This is a genomic window from Lentzea sp. NPDC092896, from assembly GCF_044754905.1.
Lineage (GTDB): Bacteria > Actinomycetota > Actinomycetes > Mycobacteriales > Pseudonocardiaceae > Lentzea.
Genome location: NZ_JBIVPX010000004.1, coordinates 232,775 through 256,964, shown reverse-complemented (window position 1 = coordinate 256,964; position 24,190 = coordinate 232,775). Strand labels below are relative to the sequence as shown.

The 24,190-nt window shown below is 69.3% G+C and carries 25 protein-coding genes; 5 read left to right on the top strand and 20 right to left on the bottom strand.

The window, feature by feature from the left end:
- Positions 1-69: 69 nt before the first annotated feature.
- The 15 genes from ACIQF0_RS22105 to rimP all read right to left on the bottom strand — a co-directional run bounded on the left by ACIQF0_RS22105 (position 70) and on the right by rimP (position 17,019).
- On the bottom strand, positions 70-2,319 hold the full coding sequence (locus ACIQF0_RS22105) for a polyribonucleotide nucleotidyltransferase (RefSeq protein WP_360048132.1): 2,250 nt from the start codon (positions 2,317-2,319) through the stop codon (positions 70-72).
- Positions 2,320-2,550: 231 nt separating this feature from the next.
- The gene (gene rpsO / locus ACIQF0_RS22100; RefSeq protein WP_045318466.1) at positions 2,551-2,820 is read right to left on the bottom strand and encodes a 30S ribosomal protein S15; all 270 of its coding nucleotides are present in this window, start codon (positions 2,818-2,820) and stop codon (positions 2,551-2,553) included.
- Between the two features lie 271 nt (positions 2,821-3,091).
- Complete coding sequence (locus ACIQF0_RS22095; protein ID WP_319977437.1) at positions 3,092-3,580, bottom strand: helix-turn-helix transcriptional regulator; 489 nt, start codon at positions 3,578-3,580, stop codon at positions 3,092-3,094.
- A gap of 84 nt (positions 3,581-3,664) precedes the next feature.
- The gene (locus tag ACIQF0_RS22090; protein ID WP_401031984.1) at positions 3,665-4,597 is read right to left on the bottom strand and encodes a bifunctional riboflavin kinase/FAD synthetase; all 933 of its coding nucleotides are present in this window, start codon (positions 4,595-4,597) and stop codon (positions 3,665-3,667) included.
- Between the two features lie 235 nt (positions 4,598-4,832).
- Positions 4,833-5,720, bottom strand: coding sequence for a tRNA pseudouridine(55) synthase TruB (gene truB, locus ACIQF0_RS22085; RefSeq protein ID WP_360048135.1), 888 nt, complete (start codon positions 5,718-5,720; stop codon positions 4,833-4,835).
- Positions 5,721-5,896: 176 nt separating this feature from the next.
- Positions 5,897-7,258, bottom strand: a complete 1,362-nt coding sequence (locus tag ACIQF0_RS22080; RefSeq protein ID WP_396426074.1) for a nitrate/nitrite transporter — start codon at positions 7,256-7,258, stop codon at positions 5,897-5,899.
- 98 nt (positions 7,259-7,356) lie between these two features.
- Positions 7,357-8,658 carry an MATE family efflux transporter gene (locus tag ACIQF0_RS22075; protein WP_360048137.1) on the bottom strand — a complete coding sequence of 434 codons (1,302 nt, stop codon included), beginning with the start codon at positions 8,656-8,658 and terminating at the stop codon, positions 7,357-7,359.
- Between the two features lie 50 nt (positions 8,659-8,708).
- Positions 8,709-9,842, bottom strand: a complete 1,134-nt coding sequence (locus ACIQF0_RS22070; RefSeq protein WP_401031979.1) for an ROK family protein — start codon at positions 9,840-9,842, stop codon at positions 8,709-8,711.
- The gene (locus tag ACIQF0_RS22065) at positions 9,839-10,825 is read right to left on the bottom strand and encodes a bifunctional oligoribonuclease/PAP phosphatase NrnA (protein ID WP_401031976.1); all 987 of its coding nucleotides are present in this window, start codon (positions 10,823-10,825) and stop codon (positions 9,839-9,841) included. The genes ACIQF0_RS22070 and ACIQF0_RS22065 overlap by 4 nt, the downstream gene beginning before the upstream one ends.
- A gap of 157 nt (positions 10,826-10,982) precedes the next feature.
- Positions 10,983-11,432 (bottom strand): 30S ribosome-binding factor RbfA, encoded by a 450-nt coding sequence (gene rbfA, locus ACIQF0_RS22060; RefSeq protein WP_360048142.1) that lies wholly within the window; start codon positions 11,430-11,432, stop codon positions 10,983-10,985.
- A gap of 13 nt (positions 11,433-11,445) precedes the next feature.
- A complete protein-coding gene (locus ACIQF0_RS22055; RefSeq protein ID WP_258947864.1) occupies positions 11,446-11,742 on the bottom strand; it encodes a DUF503 domain-containing protein in 297 nt (98 codons plus the stop codon).
- A 70-nt stretch (positions 11,743-11,812) separates the two neighbouring features.
- The gene (infB, locus tag ACIQF0_RS22050) at positions 11,813-15,028 is read right to left on the bottom strand and encodes a translation initiation factor IF-2 (RefSeq protein ID WP_401031972.1); all 3,216 of its coding nucleotides are present in this window, start codon (positions 15,026-15,028) and stop codon (positions 11,813-11,815) included.
- 87 nt (positions 15,029-15,115) lie between these two features.
- Positions 15,116-15,358 (bottom strand): YlxR family protein, encoded by a 243-nt coding sequence (locus tag ACIQF0_RS22045; protein ID WP_245822111.1) that lies wholly within the window; start codon positions 15,356-15,358, stop codon positions 15,116-15,118.
- Positions 15,359-15,484: 126 nt separating this feature from the next.
- Positions 15,485-16,498: a transcription termination factor NusA gene (gene nusA / locus ACIQF0_RS22040; protein ID WP_360048145.1), complete on the bottom strand. Its 1,014-nt coding sequence runs from the start codon at positions 16,496-16,498 to the stop codon at positions 15,485-15,487.
- Entirely contained in the window at positions 16,495-17,019 is a 525-nt protein-coding gene (gene rimP, locus ACIQF0_RS22035; RefSeq protein WP_189153688.1) for a ribosome maturation factor RimP, read from the bottom strand. Before rimP ends, nusA begins: the two co-directional genes overlap by 4 nt.
- A 129-nt stretch (positions 17,020-17,148) precedes the next feature.
- Here rimP and ACIQF0_RS22030 point away from each other — a divergent pair, with 129 nt between their 5' ends.
- The gene (locus ACIQF0_RS22030; protein WP_401031967.1) at positions 17,149-17,592 is read left to right on the top strand and encodes a hypothetical protein; all 444 of its coding nucleotides are present in this window, start codon (positions 17,149-17,151) and stop codon (positions 17,590-17,592) included.
- Positions 17,589-18,017 (top strand): ferritin-like domain-containing protein, encoded by a 429-nt coding sequence (locus ACIQF0_RS22025; protein ID WP_360048149.1) that lies wholly within the window; start codon positions 17,589-17,591, stop codon positions 18,015-18,017. The genes ACIQF0_RS22030 and ACIQF0_RS22025 overlap by 4 nt, the downstream gene beginning before the upstream one ends.
- Here the strand turns inward: ACIQF0_RS22025 and ACIQF0_RS22020 are convergent.
- The 4 genes from ACIQF0_RS22020 to ACIQF0_RS22005 form a co-directional block, all read right to left on the bottom strand.
- Positions 18,014-18,730 carry a hypothetical protein gene (locus tag ACIQF0_RS22020; protein ID WP_360048151.1) on the bottom strand — a complete coding sequence of 239 codons (717 nt, stop codon included), beginning with the start codon at positions 18,728-18,730 and terminating at the stop codon, positions 18,014-18,016. The genes ACIQF0_RS22025 and ACIQF0_RS22020 overlap by 4 nt on opposite strands.
- A gap of 67 nt (positions 18,731-18,797) precedes the next feature.
- Positions 18,798-19,751, bottom strand: a complete 954-nt coding sequence (locus tag ACIQF0_RS22015; RefSeq protein ID WP_401031963.1) for an aminotransferase class V-fold PLP-dependent enzyme — start codon at positions 19,749-19,751, stop codon at positions 18,798-18,800.
- A complete protein-coding gene (locus ACIQF0_RS22010) occupies positions 19,744-20,208 on the bottom strand; it encodes a DUF4442 domain-containing protein (RefSeq protein ID WP_360048155.1) in 465 nt (154 codons plus the stop codon). Before ACIQF0_RS22010 ends, ACIQF0_RS22015 begins: the two co-directional genes overlap by 8 nt.
- A gap of 11 nt (positions 20,209-20,219) precedes the next feature.
- Positions 20,220-21,173, bottom strand: a complete 954-nt coding sequence (locus ACIQF0_RS22005) for a glycosyltransferase (RefSeq protein ID WP_401031960.1) — start codon at positions 21,171-21,173, stop codon at positions 20,220-20,222.
- A 22-nt stretch (positions 21,174-21,195) separates the two neighbouring features.
- On the opposite strand from ACIQF0_RS22005, the gene ACIQF0_RS22000 reads away from it, so the two are divergent.
- Entirely contained in the window at positions 21,196-21,753 is a 558-nt protein-coding gene (locus tag ACIQF0_RS22000) for a sugar O-acetyltransferase (RefSeq protein ID WP_401031958.1), read from the top strand.
- A 4-nt stretch (positions 21,754-21,757) separates the two neighbouring features.
- Entirely contained in the window at positions 21,758-22,165 is a 408-nt protein-coding gene (locus ACIQF0_RS21995; RefSeq protein ID WP_401031955.1) for a YjbQ family protein, read from the top strand.
- Here ACIQF0_RS21995 and ACIQF0_RS21990 read toward each other — a convergent pair.
- On the bottom strand, positions 22,061-23,020 hold the full coding sequence (locus ACIQF0_RS21990; protein ID WP_401031952.1) for an ABC transporter permease: 960 nt from the start codon (positions 23,018-23,020) through the stop codon (positions 22,061-22,063). The two genes, ACIQF0_RS21995 and ACIQF0_RS21990, sit on opposite strands and share 105 nt — an antisense overlap.
- 119 nt (positions 23,021-23,139) lie before the next feature.
- Between ACIQF0_RS21990 and ACIQF0_RS21985 the strand changes: the two genes are divergently transcribed.
- Positions 23,140-24,105: a hypothetical protein gene (locus ACIQF0_RS21985; RefSeq protein ID WP_401031950.1), complete on the top strand. Its 966-nt coding sequence runs from the start codon at positions 23,140-23,142 to the stop codon at positions 24,103-24,105.
- Positions 24,106-24,190 lie beyond the last annotated feature (85 nt).

The window sequence follows — 24,190 nt, the reverse complement described above, 5'->3', positions numbered from 1 at the left end:
CCAGCGTGTGAGTACGCGGACGGCCGCGGGTGGATGCACCCGCGGCCGTCACGTTGTTGTCTGTCGTGCTCACTGCGCGGGAGCCGCCTCAGGCGCAGCTTCCTCGGCGACCGGAGCCTCGGCGCCCTCAGCCGGCTTCGCGGCGTCCTCTTCGGACACCACGACGAGGCTGATCTTGCCGCGCTGGTCGATGTCGGCGATCTCGACGCGGAGCTTGTCGCCGACCTTGACGACGTCCTCCACCTTCGCGATGCGCTTGCCGTTGCCCAGCTTCGAGATGTGGACGAGACCGTCCTTGCCGGGCAGCAGCGAGACGAACGCGCCGAACGCCGCGGTCTTCACCACGGTGCCCAGGAAGCGCTCGCCGACCTTCGGCAGCTGCGGGTTCGCGATCGCGTTGATCATGCCGATCGCGGCCTCGGCCGAAGGGCCGTCCGCCGCACCGACGTAGATCGTGCCGTCGTCCTCGATGGAGATGTCGGCACCGGTCTGCTCGGTGATCGAGTTGATCATCTTGCCCTTCGGGCCGATGACCTCGCCGATCTTGTCGGTCGGGATCTTGACCGACGTCACGCGCGGAGCGAAGGCGCTCATCTCGTCCGGGTCGGAGATGGCCTCGGCCATGACCTCCAGGATGGTGTAGCGCGCGTCGCGGGCCTGGCCCAGCGCCGCCGCCAGCACCTCGGACGGGATGCCGTCGAGCTTCGTGTCGAGCTGCAGCGCCGTCACGAACTCCTTGGTGCCCGCGACCTTGAAGTCCATGTCGCCGAACGCGTCCTCGGCACCGAGGATGTCGGTCAGCGCCACGTAGCGGGTCTCACCGTCGACCTCGTCGGAGACGAGACCCATCGCGATGCCGGAGACCGGCGCCTTCAGCGGGACACCCGCGTTGAGCAGCGACAGCGTCGAGGCGCAGACGGAGCCCATGGACGTCGAGCCGTTGGAGCTCAGCGCCTCGGACACCTGGCGGATCGCGTAGGGGAACTCCTCGCGCTTGGGCAGCACGGGCATGATCGCCCGCTCGGCCAGCGCGCCGTGGCCGATCTCGCGGCGCTTCGGCGAACCCACGCGGCCGGTCTCACCGGTCGAGTAGGGCGGGAAGTTGTAGTGGTGCAGGTAGCGCTTGTGCGTCTCGGGAGCGAGCGAGTCGATCTGCTGCTCCATGCGCAGCATGTTCAGCGTGGTGACACCCAGGATCTGGGTCTCGCCGCGCTCGAACAGCGCCGAACCGTGCGTCCTCGGGATCACGGCCACCTCGGCACCGAGGTCACGGATGTCCGTGAGGCCACGGCCGTCGATGCGGACCTTGTCGCGCAGGATGCGCTGGCGCACGAGCTTCTTGGTCAGCGAGCGGAACGCGGCGCCGACCTCCTTCTCGCGACCCTCGAACTGCTCGGCCAGCTTCTCCAGCGTGGCGGCCTTGACCTCGTCGAGCTTCGACTCGCGCTCGGCCTTGCCCGCGATGGTCAGCGCCTGCGCGAGCTCGCCGGAGGCGGAAGCCTCGACGGCCTCGAACGCGTCGGCCTGGTAGGCCGGGTACGTCGGGTACTCGCCGGTGGCCTTCGCGGCGACCTGGGCGAGCTGCGCCTGGGCCTCGCAGAGGACCTTGATGAACGGCTTGGCGGCCTCGAGGCCCGCGGCCACGACCTCTTCGGTCGGGGCGGTGGCACCCTCGGCGATCATGTCGATCACGTTGTCGGTGGCCTCGGCCTCGACCATCATGATCGCGACGTCGCCGGACTCGACCACGCGGCCCGCGACGACCATGTCGAACACGGCCTTCTCGAGCTGCTCGTAGGTCGGGAACGCCACCCACTGGCCCTCGATCAGAGCGACGCGGACGCCACCGATCGGGCCGGAGAACGGCAGACCCGCGAGCTGCGTCGACGCGGACGCGGCGTTGATCGCCACGACGTCGTACAGGTCCTTCGGGTTCAGGCTCATCACCGTGATGACGACCTGGATCTCGTTGCGCAGACCGTCCACGAAGGACGGGCGCAGCGGACGGTCGATCAGGCGGCAGGTGAGGATGGCGTCCGTGCTGGGACGGCCCTCACGCCGGAAGAACGAGCCGGGGATGCGGCCCGCGGCGTACATGCGCTCCTCGACGTCCACCGTGAGGGGGAAGAAGTCGAAGTGCTCCTTGGGGTGCTTCGACGCCGTCGTGGCGCTCAGAAGCATGGTCTCGTCGTCCAGGTACGCCACCACGCTGCCGGCGGCCTGACGCGCGAGGCGCCCGGTCTCGAAGCGGATGGTGCGCGAGCCGAACTTGCCGTTGTCGATAACGGCAGTCGCCTCGTGGACCTCGATGTCCGTCATTTACTTGTTACTCCTCGTCTTTTGGACACCGCTCACGCGTTTTGACGAGGCCGGTCTTCGATCGAAGTCCCCTGGGGCGTTTCCACCAGGAGGCCACTACCGAGGACCGGCGATAACTGCTTCGCGCGATGCGGGTCCTGTGTTTCGTTCCTCTTTGCAACCAGGGATCTGTATACACCCGGTTGTGCGCCGAGGGGGAGTGACCGGCCGGTCACTCCCCCTCGGCAAGTATCACCTGCGCAGACCGAGGCGCTGGATCAGCGCGCGGTAGCGGTTGATGTCCACCTTGGTCAGGTAGTTCAGCAGACGGCGGCGACGGCCGACCATCAGCAGAAGACCACGGCGGGAGTGGTGGTCGTGCTTGTGCTGCTTCAGGTGCTCCGTGAGGTCAGCGATGCGCTTGCTCAGCAGGGCGACCTGGGCCTCGGTGGAGCCGGTGTCCGAGTCGTGCAGACCGTACTCGCCGAGGATGGACTTCTTCTGATCCGTGGACAGTGCCACTAGGTACTTCTCCTACTTGTTCAGGTCCGTGCGGCCCCGCCCGCCGAATTGCTGGCCGGGGTAGCCGGTACTGGCCGCCACGGACCGCAGCCAGACCCAACTGCGAAGGCTATCAGGCACAGTGCTCAGCGGCGCGCTGACGTGCGCAACCCCACCCGATTCACGGGTGTGGGGGCACCGTCGGCGCTGCTCACGAGTGCTGTTTCGCGCCACTGTCCGGCGCGCTCACCCATTGTGGTTCGCACCGGCAAGCCGTGCCAACCGAATTAATTCACTTCACCGGGTAACCCGCGGCGCGGATGGCGCGGCGGAACAACTCCGCGATCGCCGGGAAGTCCTCGTGCAGCAGATCAGCGGCCTGCTGGAGCTCGACGCGGTCGGCGACGCGACGCAGCACCGGGTACGCGACGCTCTCGTCGCCGTTGACCGGCAGCGAGTCGCGGGACACGGTCGGCTTGGACTCCCGCACGTCGTCGAGCGCCCGCTGCAACGCCTCCGGCGCCCCGGTCGCCACGTCCGGCGTGAGGATCTTGCGCTCCAGCATGATCATCCGCGCGAGCACGGAGGGGTTGCCGATCTTGGCGCGCCGGCCGCTCATCACCTGGCTGAGCATCGGCGCGCTGATCCCGAGCACGTCCGCGAGCTGGGCCTGGGACACGTTGAAGGCCACGACCAACCGGCGCACGCGGTCACCCAGAGGCTCCCCGTACCACTCCCTCTGCAGGGCGAGGTTGCGCTGAACGATCTTGTGGTCCTCCACGTCGCCCTCTCCAGTAGCCCGTTCTCCGACCAGCATCCTGCCAGCCTGCGAACGCACAGACGTCCGCTTCGCCCAATCTGACGGTCACGACTCGGTGAGCAGTTCCCTCGTTCGGTCTACATCTCGATGCATTTGTTCCAGCAGGGCTTCGACGGAGTCGTACTTCTCCATCTCGCGCAGCCTTTCGACGAAGTCCACGGCGACGCGCTGCCCGTAGTAGTCCTCGTCGACGTCGAGCACGAACGCCTCGACCCGGCGTTCCCTGCCGGAGAAAGTCGGGTTGGTCCCCACGGAGACGGCGGCCTTCAAAGTCTTGCCCTTGGCGTCGGTGAACCAGCACGCGTAGATGCCGTCCGCCGGAACCGCGGCGAACTTCGGCGTCGACAGGTTGGCGGTCGGGAACCCGAGGTCCTTGCCGCGCCCGTCGCCCTTGACGACGATCCCCTCGAGCCGGTGCGGCCGGCCCAACGCCTCCGCCGCCGCCTTCACGTCGCCGGCGTCGATGCACGCCCGGATGTAGGTGGACGAGTACGTCACCTCTTCTGCGGACACCAGATCAGCCCCCTCGGTCACGAATCCGAACCGCTGCCCGAGCTGGCGCAGCATCGCGACGTTACCGGCAGCCTTGTGCCCGAAGGTGAAGTTCTCACCTACCACGACAGCAGCCGCGTGCAGCTTCTCGACCAGCACCTCGTGCACGAACTGGTCCGCGGGCATCCGGCTGGTCTCCAGGCTGAACGGCACCACCACGAAGTGGTCGATGCCCAGCTCCTCGACCAGTTGGGCGCGCCGCCGCAGCGTCGTGAGCTGCGCGGGATGGCTGCCGGGCCGCACGACCTCGGACGGGTGGGGGTCGAAGGTCATCAGCACGCTCGGCAGTCCGCGCTGCTCCGCGAGTTCGACGGCACGTCCGATGAGGGCCTGGTGGCCTTTGTGGACACCGTCGAACACGCCGATGGTCACTACGCAGCGGCCCCAGCCGCCGGGAAGGTGATCTAGTCCGCGCCAGCGTTGCACGGTGATCAGCCTACGACGCCCGTCCCGCCTGACGCCTGCCCGCCTCGCAAGGCGGTCCGAACTCGGGCACAGGGAGGGCCTGTGTCGAAGTCCGGTTCGATGAGAGTCGCGCTTGAGGTGGTTCCTGGTGGTGCGGCCGGACGGCCCGCGTACCGGCGTTGTACGTGGGCCGTCCGGCCGTGCCGCCAGGGCCGCCTCGGGCCCGGCTATCGCGGACCGGACTTCGACACAGGTCCTAGTCCGCCGGGCTCAGGACCACCACCGGCTTGCAGGCGGTGCCCTCGTCCTTGACCAGCGCGATGACGTGCCCGTCCGGCCCGAACACGCCGTAGGTCCCCTCGATCCCGCCCGCGCGCAGCCGCTGCCCGTGCGACAGCGCCGAAGCCTCGGTCGGGTCGATCTCCCGGCGCGGGAACGCCGTCGCGACCGCCGAGTCCAGGTCCAGCGACAGGCCGGGCGTCTCCTCCAGCTGCGCCAGGGTCTTGGCCACGCGGAGGTCGAACGGGCCGACCCTCGTGCGCCGCAACGCCCCCAGGTGCCCGCCGACGCCCAGTGCGGCGCCGAGGTCGCGAGCCAGCGCGCGCACGTAGGTGCCGGACGAGCACTCGACCATCACGTCGAGGAGGACCTGCTTGTCCTCACGGCGTGAGAACAGCACGTCGAACCGGTGCACCGTCACGGGGCGTGCGGGGATCTCGACTTCCTCACCGGCGCGCACCCGTGCGTAGGCGCGCTTGCCGTCGATCTTCACCGCGGAAACGGACGACGGCACCTGCTGGATCGGGCCGGTCAGCTTCGCGATCTCGGCGGCGATCGCGTCGTCCGCGACGCCGGAAGCGTCCTCAGTGGACAGAACCTCGCCCTCGGCGTCGTCCGTCGTGGTGGACGCGCCGAGCACGATCGTCGCGAGATAGGCCTTGCTGTCGAGGGCGAGGTGACCGAGGAGCTTCGTCGCCCGCTCGATGCCGAGCACGAGCACGCCGGTCGCCATCGGGTCCAGTGTGCCGGCGTGCCCGACCTTGCGGGTGCCGAGAATCCTGCGCACACGCGCCACCACGTCGTGCGAGGTCATGCCGTCCGGCTTGTCGACGACGACCAGGCCCGGTGCAACAGAGGGTTTCACGGCGCAAGAGCTTAGTGCGCTGACCACAGCCGTTGCCGGTCGCCTTCAGTTCTCAGCAGGACACCTCACGGCACCGGCCCCGCGCCCCCATATGCCCGATATGAGGGCGCGGGGCCGGCACCGTGATGCGCCCGTCTGAGAACCGAACGCGCGCGACAACGTATGCGGTCAGCGCACTAAGCGACGTGCAGAGCGTCCCAACGACGACGCCGGATCTGCACCGGCACAGTCTCACCACGCTCCTCCGCCTCGAACACCGCGGCACGCGCGCGACGCCACCACACGAGCATCCGCCAGCCGCCCAGAACGAGCACCAGCACGCAGAAGCTCAACGCCACGCGGAACGCCGTGGCGGGCGCCAGCACCCCCTCCACGAGGTCCAGCAGCACACCGACACCCAACGCGGTCACGGTCACCGCGAGGAAGCCGCCGACGTTGACCAGACCGCTCGCGGTGGACTGGCGATGCGACGGGTTGTAGTCACGGGCGAGAGCGAACGCCACGCCCGAGATCGGCCCGCCCACGGTCAGCACGAGGAACACCACGGCGATGACCGGCGCTGGGACGTGCCCGCCCGGCCACAACAGCAGCACGCCCCAGCCGGTGAACGCGAACGCCAGGAACCCGACCGAGATCGGCATGCGCCACTCGGGGTTGCGCGAGAACAGGCCACCGATGATCGGGCTCGCCACGATCGCGCCGATGACGAGCAGGCCGAGCGTCGAGGACGCGGCGCGCGGCGACATGCCCTGCGCCTGCACGAGGTACGGGTAGCCCCAGAGCAGACCGATCACGGCCGGCGTCGACATGGTGCTGAAGTGCGCCCAGAACCCGAGCCGGGTGCCGGGCACGCGCCACGCCTGCCGCACCTTCGGCCAGATCTTCTTGAACGGCACGACTTCCGGCTTCGGCGCGGTGAATCCGGCCGGCACGTCCCGCACCCGCAGGAACGCCACGACCGAGTACAGCGCGGTCACCCCGCCCGCGATGAGGAACGCCCACGTCCACCCGATCGAGCCGAGCATGAGAGTCAGCGGCACGGTGGCGACGAGGTTGCCGACACCGCCGATCGCGGCCGTGACCGCGACGACGAGCGAGTACTGGCGCGGCGGGAAGTGCGTCGCGACGAGGCGGATCACGCTGATGAACGTCATCGCGTCACCCATGCCCAGCACGGCCCGCGCGACGAGCCCGAGCCCGTACGAGTCGGCGATGGCGAAGAGCACCTGGCCGGTGCCCATGAGCAGGGCGGCGACGGTGAGGACCCGGCGCGGCCCGTACCGGTCGACGAGCAGACCGGTGGGAATCTGCATGAGGGCGTAGACCCCGATCTGCAGCACGGTGAACACACCGAGCTGAGCGGGTCCGAGCCCGAAACGTTCGCTCGCCTCCAGTCCGGCCACGCCGAGCGTGGTGCGGTGGAACAGGGCGGCGAAGTAGACGAAGACGGCGGTGGTCCAGATCAGCCACGAAGTGCGGGTGGCGCGATCGACCGGTGGCAAGGCGGCACTCTCCCCAGGTCGGAGGCAGGCAGACATTAGTTACATCGCCTAAACAACCTTCTTGGTAACGATTTCATGCCGTGAGGTCGGCCACAGCGTCCGATCGGGCGTCCACCCCGTGGGGCTGCTCACAGCTACCGAACCGCGCCCTCGACCGCCCACTCCCCCGAGCGCGTGCGCCACACGACGGCGACCAGCCGCAGCACCATGAACGCCGACAACCCCGTCCAGATCCCGGCGAGCCCCCACCCGAACGCGTACGAGGCCCACACGAGCGGCAGGAACCCGATCACCGCGGAGCCGAGCGTCGCGGTCCGCATGAACTTCACGTCACCGGCGCCCAGCAGCACACCGTCCAACGCGAACACCACGCCCGCGATCGGTTGCAGCGCAACGAAGAACCACCACGCGTTCGGAATCTCGCCCAGCACCCCGGCGTCCGTCGTGAACGCCCGCGGCAGCACCGTGAACAACGCCGCGAACACGAGCCCGAGCCCGATGCCGAACACCAGCCCGTACCGCGTGATCTGCCAGGCGAGCTTCTCCGCCTGCCTGCGCTTCGACGCCCCCAGTGCCGCGCCGACGAGCGACTGCGCCGCGATGGCCAACGAGTCGAGCACAAGTGCGAGGAACGTCCACAGCTGCAACACGACCTGATGCGCACCCAAGGCAGCGACGGACGACCGTGCCGCGACGGAGGCCGCGCTGATGAAGCACGCCTGGAACGCCAAGCTCCGCAACACCAGGTCACGCCCCATGCCGAGCTGCGCGCGCATGGCGGTCCACTGAGGCTTCAACGACACGTGCTCCGCGAACAGCGCCTTGAAGAACAACCCGGCCGAGAGCACCTGCGCCACCACGTTCGCGACGGCCGAGCCCTCCAGCCCCCAGCCCGCGCCGTAGACGAGCGCGGGACACAGCACCGCGCTGATGCCGTTGCCGATCAGGATGTACTTCAGGGGCCGTTTGGTGTCCTGAACACCGCGCATCCACCCGTTGCCGGCCATCGTGACGAGGATGAACGGCGCACCGAACAACGCGATGCGCACCCACTCCACCGCCGCGTCCGCCACAGCGCCACCACCGGCGAGCAGCTCCGCCAACGGCCGCGCGAACAGCTGCCCCAGCAGCACGACGAGCACGCCGGCCGCCAGCGCCAGCCACGTCGCCTGCACGCCCTCCTCGACGGCCTCCTGACGCCGCCCAGCCCCGTGCAACCGGGCCGTGCGCGCCGTCGTGCCGTACGAGAGGAACGTCAGCTGCGTCGACACCTGCGTGAGCAACACACCGCCGAGCGCGAGCCCGGCGAGCGGCAACGCCCCCAGGTGCCCGACCACGGCCGTGTCGACGAGCACGTACAACGGCTCGGCCGCCAGCACCCCGAGAGCGGGTACCGCCAGCCCGATCACCCGCCGAGCGGGAACCCGATCCTCCACCTGACGAACCTATGCGGTGACAGCCACCACCGTGCGGTGATGGCGGCCACTCACGACCGTTGGGGCAGCCCGAACACCTGCTCGCGCGCCACGGCCAGCGCCGAGTGCAACGCCCCGGACCGCACCGGGTTCGCGGTGATCTGCGCGAGGTACACCGGCGTCCGCGGCACCACGAGCTTCAGCAGCTCGGCGGCCACGAGATCGCACAACGTCTCGCCACCCGCGTGTGCCACCCCACCGGACAGCAGCACCAGTTCCGGGTCGAGCACGCACACGACGTTCGCGAGCCCGAGCGCGATCCGATGCGCCAGGACTGTGAGGAACGCCCGGCCTTCGGTACCGGCGTTCAGCGCGTGCGCCACCGCCTCCAGCCCCGACGACTCCTTGATGCCGTACTCGGCCGCCAGCTCCACGATCGCGTCGCTGTCGACCTGGTCGCCGTAGCGCCCACCGGGCACCTGCATCGAGTCGATCTCACCCGCACCGCCGGTGACGCCGCGCAGCAGCACGCCGTTGACCACGACCGCCGACCCGATCTCGTCCGCGGGCCAGAACAGCACGAAGTTGCGCACCCCGGCCGCCTTGCCGGAGCTCATCTCCTCCAGCGCGGCGAGGTTGATGTCGTTCTCGATCGACACCGACGTGCCGAACAGCTCGCGCAACGTCGAGGGCAGGTCGACGTCCACCAGCCCCGGCAGGTGCGGCGCGAACCCGAGGTGCCCGGTGGACGGATCCACGGCACCCGGTGTGCCGACCACGACGTGCGCCAGCGCGTCCAGCTTGAGCCCGGCCAGCGCCGTCGCCTTCTGCACCGTCTCCCGGAAGACCTGGAGGGTGTTCTCCTTCGGCATCGGCGCGCTGTGCTCGGCCAGCAGCGATCCGGTGATGTCCGCGATGGCCACGTCGATCAGCTCGGCCGTCAACGCCACCGCGGCCACGTACCCGACGCCGCCGTTGACGGCCCACATCTGCGCCCGAGGTCCACGCCCGCCACCGCGCAGCCCGGTGCGGACGACCATGCCGTCCTCTTCGAGCCGTGCCAGCAGCTGGGCGGTCGCGGGCTTGGACAGCCCGATGACCTCCTCGAGCTCGGCCCGCGTCATCGCCCCACTGCGCAGCAGCGTCTCGATCGCGGCCCGGTCGTTGATCTCCCGCAGCAGCCGCGGGCTCCCTGTCCGTGTCATGACCCCACCTGCTCCAACGCGCCCTTGAGCGCGGCGACGACCTGCTCAGCGGCCCCGTCGAAGGTGAACCCGGCCGCCAGCCGGTGCCCACCGCCCCCGAGGACCTGCGCCACCTCACGAACATCGACCCGGCTCACGGCCCGCAGCGACACGGACCAGAACCCGGGCCGCAGTTCCTTCAACACAGCCGCGACCTCGGCCTCGGAGGCGGAGCGCACGACGTCGATGACGCTCTCCACCTCTTCGCTGCGCACTCCACTCGCGTCATCGAGGCTCACGACCGCATGCGCCAGTCCCAGGCCGTGTGCGGCCTTCTGGTCAAGCTCTGCTTTGGCCAACACCCGCGACAACATGCCGAGGTACGCGAACGGATGCGCGTCCATCAACGGCCGTGTAACGGCGTATGCGTCCACTCCGGTCTCGAGCAAGCGCGCGGCGGTGTGGTGAGCCTCGGGTCCGGCCTTCCGAAAGCCCCCGGTATCGGTCACGAGTCCGGCGTAAATGCAGCGGGCAATCGGCTCGTCGATCTCGACGTCCATCTCGTCGAGCAACTTGAGCGCAATGAGCGCCGTGGCTTCCGCACGGTCGTCGATGCAGTTCACCGTTCCGTACCGCGTGTTCGACACGTGGTGATCCACCACGATGACGGGCCCGGTGCAGGCGGCGACGCGGCCGGCGAGCGGTCCGAGCCGCTGCAGGCTTCCCGTGTCCATGACGACCAGGAACTCCGGCTGCTCCGGCACCTCGTCGCGGTGCACCAGCAACCCCGCTGTGTCCAGCGCTTTCAGGCTTTCGGGCACACCGTCGGGCTCGCCGAAGGCCACGCGCACCGTCACTCCGCGCCGGTGCAGCGCGAGCCCTACCGCGAGGGCACTCCCGAGCGTGTCCGCGTCGGGGTTGATGTGACTGAGCAGGGTCACATCACGGGCACCGGCCAGCAACCGCGCGGCCTCGGCAATGGTCGTGCTCAGGTCGTCTGCCACAGGGAGACGTTAGCCGCTCACCGTCTCGAAATGTTGTACGGCACCCTCAGACAAGACAGTTTCCATCCGATTTCCGCGCCTGTGTGCCATGTGGACGAACGGCCGCGCAACACAAAGGCGGACACGTTCGCACGTGTCCGCCTTGGTCAGTTGCTCGTCAGTCCTCGTCTTCGTCCTCACGAGGAGCCTTGTACGGGTCGGCCTCTCCGGCGGGAGCAGCTCCCACCGCGCGCCGAGCCACCTCGGCGTCCGAGGCCTGCGCCTTGGCGAGGAGCTCTTCCATCTTCCGAGCCTCGTCCGGAACGGTGTCGGTCATGAACGTCAGCGTGGGCGTGAAACGCACCCCCGTCTGAGCTCCGACCATCGACCGCAGCACACCCTTGGCGCTCTCCAGGGCCAGTGCGGCCCCGGCGTAGTCGGGCTCCACGTTCAGACGCTCACCGAGCACGGTGTAGTAGACGGTCGCGTCGTGCAGATCCCCGGTCACCTTGGTGTCGGTGATCGTGACCCGAGCCAACCGCGGATCCTTGACCTCGTGCTCGAGAGCCGAAGCCACGATCTGCGAGATCCGCTTGGCGAGCTTGCGGGCACGTGCCGTGTCGGCCACGAGCCTCCCCTTCCTAGTCGTCCTCCGGCCCGACGAAACGCGTCCGGGCAGAGAGCAGTTCAAGTTCGGGACGTCCGGCGACCAGCCTTTCACAGCCGGCGAGGACGTCCCTGACGTGCTCCAGGTCGGCGGCGACTGCCGCGACCCCGATCAAGCTGCGCCGATGCAGGTCGAGATGACCGGCTTCGGAGACAGCGACCTCGAAGCGCTTGCGCAGCTCGGCCACGACAGGCCGCACCACCGAGCGCTTCTCCTTCAACGAATGGACGTCGCCCAAGAGCACGTCCAGTTCCAGAGCACCCACGTACATGGGCAAGATCCTCCAGAAGAAAAGGGTGCGGAGCCACCGGTTAAACGGCTCCGCACCCCTCATCAACCGACTAGGCGCGCGGCTTCTCGCGCATCTCGAAGGTCTCGATGATGTCTTCCAGCTTGAGGTCGCTGTAGTTGCCGAGCGTGAGACCACACTCGAAACCTTCGCGGACCTCGGTGGCGTCGTCCTTGAACCGCTTGAGCGAGCTGATCGGGAGGTTCTCCGCGATCACCTTGCCGTCACGGATCAGGCGAGCACGCGCGTTGCGGCGGATCTCGCCCGACAGGACCATGCAACCCGCGATCGTGCCGACCTTGGAGGACTTGAAGACGTCGCGGACCTCGGCGCGGCCGAGCTGGACCTCTTCGAACTCCGGCTTGAGGAGACCCTTGAGGGCCGCCTCGATCTCGTCGATCGCCTGGTAGATGACCGTGTAGTACCGGACGTCCACACCTTCGCGGTTCGCGAGTTCGGTCGCCTTGCCCTCGGCCCGGACGTTGAAGCCCAGGACGATGGCGGAACCGGCCACGGCGAGGTTGATGTCGCCTTCGGTGATGCCACCGACACCGCGGTGGATCACGCGCAGCTCGACGTCGTCGCCGACCTCGATCTTCATGAGCGCGTCCTCGAGGGCCTCGACGGTACCCGAGTTGTCACCCTTGATGATCAAGGTGAGTGCTGAAGTCTCCTTCAGCGCTGCGTCCAGGTCCTCCAGGCTGACGCGCTTGCGCTTCGCCGCGTTGGCGGCGTTGCGGGTGCGGGCCTGACGACGCTCGGCGATCTGGCGGGCGACGCGGTCCTCGTCGACGACGAGGAACGAGTCACCGGCGCGCGGCACCGAGGTCAGACCGATGACCTGCACCGGACGCGACGGGGTCGCGTCGTGCACGTCGTCGCCGTGCTCGTCGACCATGCGGCGGACGCGACCGTACGCGTCACCCGCGACGATCGAGTCGCCGACGCGGAGCGTTCCGCGCTGGACGAGAACCGTGGCGACCGGACCGCGACCGCGGTCGAGGTGAGCCTCGATCGCGACACCCTGGGCCTCCATGTCCGGGTTGGCCCGGAGGTCCAGCGACGCGTCGGCGGTCAGCAGGATGGCATCGAGCAGGCTGTCGATGTTGATGCCCTGCTTCGCCGAGATGTCGACGAACATCGTGTCACCGCCGTACTCCTCGGCGACGAGGCCGTACTCGGTGAGCTGCTGGCGGATCTTGGAGGGGTTCGCACCCTCCTTGTCGATCTTGTTGACCGCGACCACGATCGGCGCCTGAGCGGCCTGCGCGTGGTTGATGGCCTCGACCGTCTGCGGCATCACGCCGTCGTCAGCGGCGACGACGATGACCGCGATGTCGGTCGCGTTCGCACCACGAGCACGCATGGCGGTGAACGCCTCGTGACCCGGGGTGTCGATGAAGGTGATGAGCCGCGGGTTGCCCTCGAGCTCGGTCTGGACCTGGTAGGCACCGATGTGCTGGGTGATGCCACCGGCCTCGCCCTCGGCCACCTTCGCCTTGCGGATGGTGTCGAGCAGTCGCGTCTTACCGTGGTCGACGTGACCCATGACGGTCACGACCGGCGGACGGATCTGGAGGTCGTCCTCGTCACCGGCGTCCTCGCCGTAGGTGATGTCGAACGTCTCCAGCAGCTCGCGGTCCTCCTCCTCGGGGGACACGACCTGCACGACGTAGTTCATCTCGGAGCCGAGCAGCTCCAGGATCTCGTCGGACACCGACTGGGTCGCCGTGACCATCTCGCCCAGGTGGAAGAGCACCTGCACGAGCGACGCCGGGTTGGCGTTGATCTTGTCGGCGAAGTCGGTCAGCGAGGCACCGCGCGGCAGGCGGATCGTCTCGCCCTGCCCCTTGGGCAGGCGGACGCCACCGACCGAAGGCGCCTGCATGTTGTCCATGTACTCCTGGCGCTTCTGCCGCTTGGACTTGCGTCCACGACGCGCCGGACCACCCGGACGACCGAAGGCACCAGCGGTACCGCCACGACCAGCGCCGCCACCGCCACCGGGACGACCGCGGAAACCGCCGCCACCGGCAGGGGCACCGCCACCTGCGCCGCCGCCACCACCGGGTCGGAAGCCACCGCCACCGCCGCCACCGCCGCCGGGACGGAAGCCACCGCCGCCGCCACCGCCGCCACCGGGACGGAAGCCGCCACCGCCGCCACCGCCACCGCCGCCTCCGCGGAAGCCGCCGCCACCGCCGCCGCCCCCACCGGGACGACCGCCGCCACCGCCGCCGCCACCAGGACGACCGCCACCGCCGCCGCCACCGGGACCAGGCCGGTTACCGGCCGGACGGTTGCCCGGCATCATGCCGGGGTTCGGACGCGGGGGCATGTTGCCCGGGTTGGGACGAGGACCGCCCTGACCGGGCCCACCGGGACGGGGACCGCCCTGGCCGGGACCGCCGGGACGACCGCCCTGTGCGGCAGCCGGACGCTGACCACCCTGGCCGGGCGCACCACTCGGACGAGGGTTCGCCGGACGCGGGTCGCCGGGCTTCGGGCCGGAGGGGCGCTCGCCCTGCTCCGGACGCGGGCCGGGACGAGGCCCAGGACGCGGCGAGGGAGCGTTGCCGCCACCGACGCCGAAGGGGTTGTTGCCCGGACGCGGGGCGCGCGGGCCGGCAGGCTTGGAAGACTGCGGGCGCGGCGGGACCACGGACGGGGACTGACCACCAGCGGACGCGGCCGGAGCCTGCGGCTGCTGGGGCTGTGCTGCGGGCGCCTGCTGCGGAGCCGGGCGCGGGCCCGGACGCGGGCCACTGCCCGGCTTGGAGCCACCGGCCGGAGCCGGGGCAGCCTTCGGGGCGGCCGGAGCCGACGCGGCGGGTGCCGGTGCGGCGGCCGGAGCCTGGGGCTGCTGGGCGGGAGCGGGAGCCTGCGCCGCGGGAGCCGGGGCCTGCGCGGCAGGAGCTGCCGGAGCGGGCTTGGGCGCCGGAGGGCGCGGAGCCGCGGGCTTCGGGCCGGGGAAGGCCTTGGGCGCTGCGGGCTTGTCGGATGCTGCCGGCTTGGACTCCGCCGGTGCGGCGGGCGCCGCGGCAGCAGCGGGTGCGGGTGCCTTCGGCTTCGGAGCGGCCGGCTTGGGAGCCGACGGCTTCGAGGACTTGGCTTCGTACGCGTCACGAAGACGCCGGGCCACGGGGGCCTCGACGGTCGAGGACGCGGACTTCACGTATTCGCCTTGTTCGGCGAGCTTGTTGAGAACTTCCTTGCTCGTAACACCGAGCTCTTTTGCGAGCTCGTGCACGCGGGCCTTGCCTGCCACTGCTCTCCTAGGTAGTGAGGCCGGCGGGCAAGTCCCATCGACCTCGTCTTAACGTCGCGCGTTCATGTCTTCAGCTTCACGGCTGACTCATGACGGGTCGACCTGCTTCCTTGTTGCTTGTTGGCCGCGGGGCTGTCCCGAGGCCAAGTTCCCTTGCTGCTGCTCCACGTGCTCGCGCAGCGAAGCGACGTCGAGTGCTCCCTGGACCTTGAAGGCCCGCGAGAACGCCCGTCGCCGCTCGGCGTTGCGGAGACATTCGAGATCGAAATGCAACCAAGCACCTCGACCAGGAAGCCGCCGACGGACGTCCGGAACCACCGAACCGTCCACCGCGACCACACGCAGCAGCTCAGACGGCAACGTCCGGGCACGGCATCCAATGCACGTACGAACAGGGCCGATGTGCTGGGAGACCGCTCCCGACGTTGAACCGTTGATAATTCTATCCCCTGGAGCTCACTCAGCCGAACCAGATGTGACCGCACCGGCGGCCGGAGCCTCCGCGTCACTGCGGATGTCGATGCGCCAGCCCGTCAGACGGGCGGCCAGGCGGGCGTTCTGCCCCTCCTTGCCGATCGCCAGCGAGAGCTGGAAGTCCGGCACCACGACACGCGCCGTCTTGGCGCGCTCGTCGAGCACCCGTACGGACACAACCTTGGCCGGGGACAAGGCATTCCCGACGAACGTGGCCGCGTCGTCCGAGTGGTCGATGATGTCGATCTTCTCGCCACCGAGCTCGTGCATGACGTTGCGCACACGGGCACCCATCGGGCCGATGCAGGCGCCCTTGGCGTTCACTCCGGCAACCGTTGATTTCACCGCGATCTTCGAACGGTGACCTGCCTCACGTGCCACCGCGGGGATCTCCACGGTGCCGTCCGCGATCTCCGGGACCTCGAGGGCGAACAGCCGCCGCACGAGGTTCGGGTGGGTGCGCGAAAGTGCGATCTGCGGCCCGCGCGCACCGCGGGACACGCTCACGACGTAGCACTTGATGCGCTCGCCGTGGTTGTACTGCTCGCCCGGCACCTGCTCGGCCGGCGGCAGCACTCCTTCGGTGTCGCCGACCTGCACGACGACCATGCCGCGGGCGTTCGCACGGGCGTCGCGCTGGACGACACCCGCGATGATCTCGCCCTCCTTGGCGGCGAACTCACCGAACGTGCGCTCGTGCTCGGCGTCGCGCAGGCGCTGCAGGATGACCTGCCGCGCCGTGGTGGCCGCGATGCGGCCGAAGCCCTCGGGAGTGTCGTCCCACTCCTCCCGAATCGCACCGTCCGGCGCGATGTCCTGCGCGATCACGCGCACGACACCGGTCTTGCGGTCGATCTCCACCTTCGAATGCGTGGCATGCCCGTCGGTGTGCTTGTAGGCGGTCAGCAGTGCTGACTCGATCGCCTCCAGGACCGTCTCGAAGGGGATGTCCTTTTCACGTTCGATCGCCCTCAGGGCGGCGATGTCGACGTTCACCTCGGCTCCTCCTTCGGTGCTTTCCGAGTGAGCCGAGCCAGTTCCTCGACCGGCGGCTGCTTGAACTCGATCTCCATGACCGCGCGTTCGATATGGCGGTACTCCACGCGCCGCAGCTCGTCCTTGTGCAGCAGCTCGACCCCGGTCTCGTCGCACTCGCCGACCCGGCCGAACCACTCGGCCTGCTCGGGCTGCTTGATCTTCACGAGACGCAGGTGAGCGCGCTTCCAGTGGCGCGGGCGCGTCAGGGGGCGGTCGACACCCGGCGAGGTGACCTCGAGGGTGTACGGCCCGTTGATGATGTGGTCGTGCTCGTCGAGCGCGGCGGAGACCACGCGGCTCGCCTCGGCGACCTCGTCGAGCCCGATGCCGTCCTCACCGTCCACGACGACCTTGACCAGACGGCGGCGCCCAGCCTGATTCACGTCGAGCGCGTCGAGGTCGAAGCCGGCGGCCTCGAGAGCTTCCCGCACAACGGGTGCTAGCTGCGCGGAAAGCTCTCCGCGCGGCGGGCTGGACACGTGGTGTCTCCTTCAGTTCGAACGCATGAAAACCCCGGCCGACGGTACTTTCGGCGGCCGTGGACGACCAGACTATCTCGTTCGCCCGGCTCCCACCGCGCCGCACGGCTGCTGGCAATATGAGGTCGCGTGATCTCCGAATCGGTCAGCCGCCGCCGTGTGCTGTTCGCGGTGGCCGCCGCACCGCTCGCCGTTGCGTGCACCACAGAACCTCCGCCGCCACCGCCGCCGGACCCGCTGTCGGCCCTCGCGGCGCAGGCGCGTGCGGACGCCAAGCTGGCCCAGTCGCTGACGACGGTGCCCGCGGCGGCCGAGATCGCGAAGGCCCGTGAGACGCACGCCTCGTTGTTGCAGGCCGAGGTGGACCGCGAACGCCCGCCCGCGTCGTCCACGGCGCCGCCCGCCCCCACCTCGCCGCCCACGCCTCCCGACCCGCTGGCGGCGCTGCGGACCGCGCTCGACGACTCCGTGCGGGAGGCCTCGGCCGTCGTCGCCAAGCTGCCCGCCCACCGCGCCGGTCTCGTCGGCTCGGTGGCCGCCGGCTGCGCCTCGCTGCGGGAGGTGCTCGCATGAGCGTCGAATCCGTGCAGACCGCGCTCGGCACCGAGCACGCGGCGTTGTGGACCTACGGCATGGTGTCGGCGTTCCTGGGCGACCAGGCCGCCGCCGTGGCGGAGGGCGCGAACCTGCACCGGGCACGCCGGGACACGACCGAGCGGTGGCTGCGCGACCACAGCGCGACCCCGAACCCGCCCGCGGCCGCCTACCTGCCGCCCACGCCGGTGTCGGACGGGCCTTCCGCGCTCGCCGCGCTGGTGGCCGTCGAGCAGGACACCTGTGCCGCGTGGCGTGGCGTGCTGGAGCGGACTGACGACCAGGCGCTGCGCACGTCGGCGTTGGAGGCGTTGACCACGGCCGCCGTCCGTGCGACCCGGTGGCGCCGGACGGCCGGGACGAACCCGGCGTCGATCACGATGCCGGGTGTCGCGTCCGGTTAGCTGCCGAAGGAGGACGCGAGCCTGATCGCGTCCGCGGAGACCCGCTTCATCTCCTTGTTGTGCGCGAGCGCGTCGGCGCCCCTGGTCGGCGAGTCGGACTCGACGATCACGACCAGCTGGTCGCGTTGCTCGGAGGCGTAGCCGCCGTTGGCCAGCGTGGTCAGCGGCGGCACGGTGATCGCCTTGTCCAGCACCAGGTCCTTGACGTTGCCGGTGCCGTCCTTCTGGGTCAGCTCGCGCAGCTGCCGTGCCTCGTCCGCGTTCTTCATCTTCACCACGGACACCGACGAGTACACGGTGCTGCCGTTGGGCAACTTCGCCGTGTAGAACGCACGCGTCAGCTGAAGACATGGCGTGGTCTTGAAGAAGGCCTGCGTCTGGCTCGTCGCGTGGGCCGCGCAGTCGCTGTCCTTCACCGGTTCCGGCAACTCCGGCACGGTGGTGAACTCGAACTCCCCCGCGGTCTTCTGCGGTTGCGCGACCTGCTGGTCGATCGGGTCCGACGGCTGCAGCACCCACCACACGAACCCCGACACCACCGCGACGCCGACGAGCGCCAGCGCCTTGCCCACCCAGGTCGACTTGCGCTGGGGTGGAGGCGGCGGCGCGGGCAAGTGCCCCTGGCGGTTGTCCATGATCGACTGGAGCTTCACGAGCTCGTCGGCCGGGTACAACGGCGCGGTGTCGGTGGGCCTCGGTGGGAAGCGAGGCATGTTCTGGGTCACCTCTTCAGGTGACTGGCGTGGTTCCGACACAAGGACCCACGGTAACGGACGGCAGTCACGCGAGCGCTTCGAGCACCCGGTCAACGTCCTCGATCGTGTTGTACATGTGACACGCATACCGCGTGCGACCTGCACGAACCGAGGAAACAACACCCTGAACGGGTGGCCTGCCGACTGAGACGATCGCCGAGTCGTTGGGCGGCAGGCCCAGTCCACTCAGGAGACGATCCGTCAGTTTCACGCAGTGCGCGCGCACGGCTTCGAGGTCCAGTGTGGCCACCCACGGGAGCGCGACAGCCGCACCGACGTGCGAGAACCACGTCGGCGAGAGGTCGAACCGCCGTGCGTCCGAACGGAGCACAAGATCGGTGCCGTAGTTCTCGCCGGTGCTGTACCAGTTGGCCGCCAACGGCTTGAGCGACTCCATCCGGTCCGGCCGCACCGCCATCCAGGCCGCGCCGCGCGGTGCCATCAGCCACTTGTAGGCCACGCCGACGACGAAATCGGCCCACGCCAACGACAACGGCCGCCACCCGGCGGCCTGCGACACGTCGAGCAGCACCGGTTTGCCCGACGCCCGCAACGCTTCGAGGTCCGCGATCTTCCCGTCGGCCGACTGGACCACGCTCATCGCGACGAGGTCGCACTCGTCCACTGTGGACACGATCTGGTGCCCGGCGGCGACGAACGGCAGCGTGACGCTGGTGAAGTCGCCGGGATCCACGAAGACCTTCGAGCCGACCGGCAACGACTGCGCGACCAGCGACACGAACTGCGACACCGTGGCGCCGCAGGCGACCGACGTGGCGGGCACCCCGATCAACCGCCCGAACGCCTCACGCGAGATCTCCACGGCGTCGTTGAACGTGGACGACGTGTCCTGACCGCGCCGCCACCGCTCGTGCGAGGCGCTCACCGCGTCGGCGACGTGCCGCGGGGGCACGCCGATGGACGCCGTGTTCAGGTAACCGGGCTCGACGTCGAAAACCGCTCCGAAGGCCTCACGCATGCGCGAGCTGCTTGCCGCGCTTACGTCGCGCGTAGACCTGCTTCTTCACCCGTGCGATCACGGTCCCATCCTGCCCGACGACGTCCGTCTCGAACCAGATCAAGGCCTTCTCGCCGCCGCTGGTCTGCTCGAGCACCTGCGCGACGTGCTCGTCGGTCAGCCGGAACTCGGCGTGGACCGTGCCGCGGCCGGGCGCGACGAACTCGATCTCACCCGCCTGGTCCCACACGACGTGGTCGCCCTGGAGCTGGTTGAACAGCAACAACACCCAGAACGGGTCGGTCATCGCGAACAGCGAACCGCCGAAGTGGGTGCCGAAGAAGTTGCGGTTCCACGGGCGTAGACGCATCCGCACCCGTGCGTACCGGTAGTCCGGCGAGATCTCCACGACGCGGATGCCGGCGAACAGGAACGGCGGCCACAGGTTCATCCCGAAGCGCAGGCGGCTTGCCTTCATAAAAAACAGTGTTACACAACGCTCGCCAGACTGTCCGCAACTTCCTCGGGCGAGGGCATGTGACGTATCTCCCGGGTGATCTGACCTGCGGCTTCGCGGTACGAGGAGTCCGCGAACAGCTGTCGCACACAGTCCGCGATCGGCCCGGCACTGAACGCGGCCGGCCGCAGCGCCGCACCGGCCGCGACGAGCGCGTCGGCGTTGCCGAACTGGTCCGCGCCCTGAGGCAGCACGACCTGGGGAACCCCGGCGGCGAGCGCGCCCAGCATCGTGCCGCTGCCACCGTGATGAACGGCCACGTCCGCGTACCGGAGCACCTCGGCCTGGGGCAGCCACGGGTACACCTTCACGTTGGGCGGCACGTCGCGGAGTCCGACCCGCGGCGCGGCCACGACCACCTGTGCCTCGGAGATCTTGCCGAGCCCCACGACCGCCTCGGCGAGCAGTTCGCGCGTGCCGAACGCCGTGCCGAGCGTGAGGTAGATCAGCTTGCCCGTGGTGCGCACCGGCACGTCACCGGGCGGCGAGAACGGCACCGGCCGCAGCGGGATCCGGTCCTGCTTCAGGAAAGCGGGGTCCTGCAACGAGGGCGGGCAGATGTCGAGGTGCCGTCCGCCGGTGGGCCGCACGAAGCCGATGCCGTCGGGGAACATCCGCCCGAACCCGTGGAACAGCGCGGAGAACCCGCGGCGCCGGGCTTCGGTGACGACCTCGGGCACCGCCCACTCGCCGATCACGAGGTCGGGCAGCAACCGTTCCAGTTCCGGCGCGATGTCCTCGGCGTAGATCTCGCCGAACACGACCCCCGGCCGAAAGGGCCGCAGCCCGAGCTTCCCGAGCACCGGGTGCATCTGCTCGCCGACCGCGAAGTGCACCTCGTGGCCGGCGGCGCGGAAGGCCGACGCCAGCGGGATCAACGGATAGGTGTGGCCGACCGTGGCCATGCTGGCGAAGAGCACGCGCATGATCTGACGATACTGAGTCCTCATGGGAACCAACCGCGAGAAGATGATCAACGGCGAGCCCTACCTCCCCGGAGACCCCGAGCTGGACGCGGACCGCCGGCGCGGCTGGCGTGAGATGGCCCGGTTCAACGCGCACGACCCGGAGGACACCGACGGGATGTACGCGATCCTCAAGGGGTTCGTGGCGGAGATCGGTGAGAACTCGACGTTCATGCAGCGCCTGCAGATCGAGTACGGCTACAACACCCGCATCGGCGCGAACAGCTTCATGAACTACGGCGGCATCATCCTCGACTGCGGCCCGGTGACCATCGGCGATCACGTGATGATGGGTCCGAGCGTGCAGCTGCTGACGGCGTTGCACCCCATCGAGGACCACGACGCGCGGATCGAGGGCTGGGAGACGACCGCGCCGATCGTCATCGGGGACGAGGTGTGGTTCGGCGGCGGCGTGATCGTCTGCCCCGGAGTCACCATCGGCAACAACACGGTGGTCGGCGCGGGCAGTGTCGTGACGCGTGATCTGCCTGCTCACGTGCTCGCGGTCGGCAACCCCGCACGGGTGGTTCGTAAGATCTGAGGTCATGCGCAGCGAGGAGATCCGGATCCGCACCGGTGCCGACGAGGTCGTGCACGACCTGACGCGGGAATGCCAGCGGTTCCTCGACAGCGAGAACGGCGACGGCCTGCTGCACGTGTGGGTGCCGCACGCGACCGCGGGCGTCGCCATCATCGAGACGGGCGCCGGCAGCGACGACGACCTGCTGACCGCGCTGGAGCGCATCCTGCCCCGCGACGTGAAGTGGCGGCACCGGCACGGCACCCCTGGCCACGGCCGTGACCACGTGATGCCCGCGCTGGTGCCGCCCTACGCGACGATCCCGGTGCTAGGCGGTGTGCTGACGCTCGGCACGTGGCAGTCCATCTGCCTCGTCGACACCAACGTCGACAACCCCGTCCGCACGGTCCGTCTGAGCTTTCTCGCCGGCTAGCAGCAGGACGAGCCCTACGAGCGCGATCCCGCCGAACACCCACCACTCGGTGCTGACGGACCCGTCGTACATGAGACTGCGCAGGCCTTCCGCCGAGAACCGGAACGGCGTCCACGACCACAGGACCGCCTTGTAGGCCGGGTTGAGCAGCTCCGGAACCTGGCCCGCGACGGCGGGCGCCATCAGGTAGAGGATGCCGAGGATCCCCATCGCGCGGATGCCGAGGTGCTTGAACAGCCCGGCCTGCAGCAGCGCGAACGACACGGCGACGGCGAGCAGGAACGTGAGCGCCTCGGCGTTGACCGTGACACCCCACCACGCCAGCAGTCCCGTGGTCGAGCCGGTGACCAGGACGGCCGTGGTCAGCGCCGACAGCCACCTGAGCCTGCCGCCCTTCAGCACCACGAACAGCAGTCCGGCGATCATCCCGCCGACCCACAGCAGTGCCGACGCGGCGAGCGGCGCGGTGCGTTCGGCGGCCGTCGGTGTCCGCGCGTCGATCCTGACCGGCAGCCCGGCACCCTGCGCGACACCGGTCAGCACCTGCTGCGCGACCTGCGTGCCGGACGGGTTGACCGCGGGGTTGAGCCGGATCGTCGCCTGGCCGGGCGCGATCTCCAGCACCCCGTAGACCTCCTTGTCCCGAAGGAGGTTCCGTGCCTCGTCCGCGGACACGACCCGGATGTCGACCTCGGCCGAGTCGGCGGCTTGGACCTTCTCCGCGATCGGCGGAGGCGCCACGACGGCGAGCGGAACGTCGTGCGGGTGCACGGTGGCCTGCACACCGAAGGTCAGCAGGCCGAGGAGAAACGCCACCACCGCGCCTGCGACGGCGGTGACCAGCGCGGTGCGCATCATCTGCCCCCTTAGTTCATCATGCGTTGAATTTAACGCGCACGCTACGCCTCGCCCGTTCCCGAAGTCAACGCATGGTGAATTAAGCCTCTGTCAGACCCACCAGGTACCGTTTCCCCGTGACTTACCCAGGTGGCGGCGGACAGGGCGGCTGGAACGACCAGCAGGGCTGGGGCCAGCAGCAACAGGGTGACTACCAGAGCGGTGGCTACCAGACCGGCGGCTACCCGCAGACCGGTGGCTTCCCGCAGCAGCCCCAGTTCCCGCAACAAGGTCAGTTCCCGCAGCAGGGTTACGGCGGGTACGGCGGCCTCGGCGTGTACGGCGGCTTCGACAACGAGCCGCCGAAGAAGAGCAAGAAGACGCTCTGGCTCGTGATGGGCGCCGTCGTCCTCGTGCTGCTCGTCGGCGGTGGCCTCACCTGGTTCCTGCTCTCGCGCCAGGACAACACGACCGCGCAGCCCGACCCGTCCACCTCGAACAGCACCTCCGCGCAGCCGACCGACACCGCGTGCCCGAAGAACGAGGGCCAGCAGTGCATCGAGACGGGGCTCGGCTACAACTACGTGGTCCCGAAGAACTGGGACGTCATCGCCGACGCCAAGATCCCGGTGGACGGGTTCGACGGCGTCCTGCTGTCCGGCATCACCACCTACGGCGACTACACGTGCGAGGGCAAGCCGTTCACCAAGGGCACCAACGGCGGCACCCAGCTCCCGAAGGGCGACATCAACAAGGCGGCCACCGACTTCACCAAGGCCCTCTCCGCGCAGTACTACTCGTCGGGCGGCGACCCCAAGGTGACGACCACGGAACCCAAGCCGGTGAAGATCCAGCACACCCAGAAGGACGGCAAGAAGGTCGTCGTCGACGGCGTGCAGGTCGACGCCACGGTCACCCAGACCGGCAACAAGTGCCTGGCGAGCAAGGGCATGGTCAAGGTCGTGGTGCTCAACGGCAGCACCAAGCTGCACGTGCTGGCCGTGAACGGCGACCTGGAGGGTGGCGGAGGCGGCACCAACCCGCCGCTGCTCAAGGAGTCCGACCTGCAGAAGATGGTCGACTCGCTCACGCCGACCTCCTAGGACATGTCGCGCCGCCGCCCACCGGGGCGGCGGCTCGCTCGCCGGCCCGGGGCAGCTACGCGGGTTCGCACCGCCGACGTGCTGA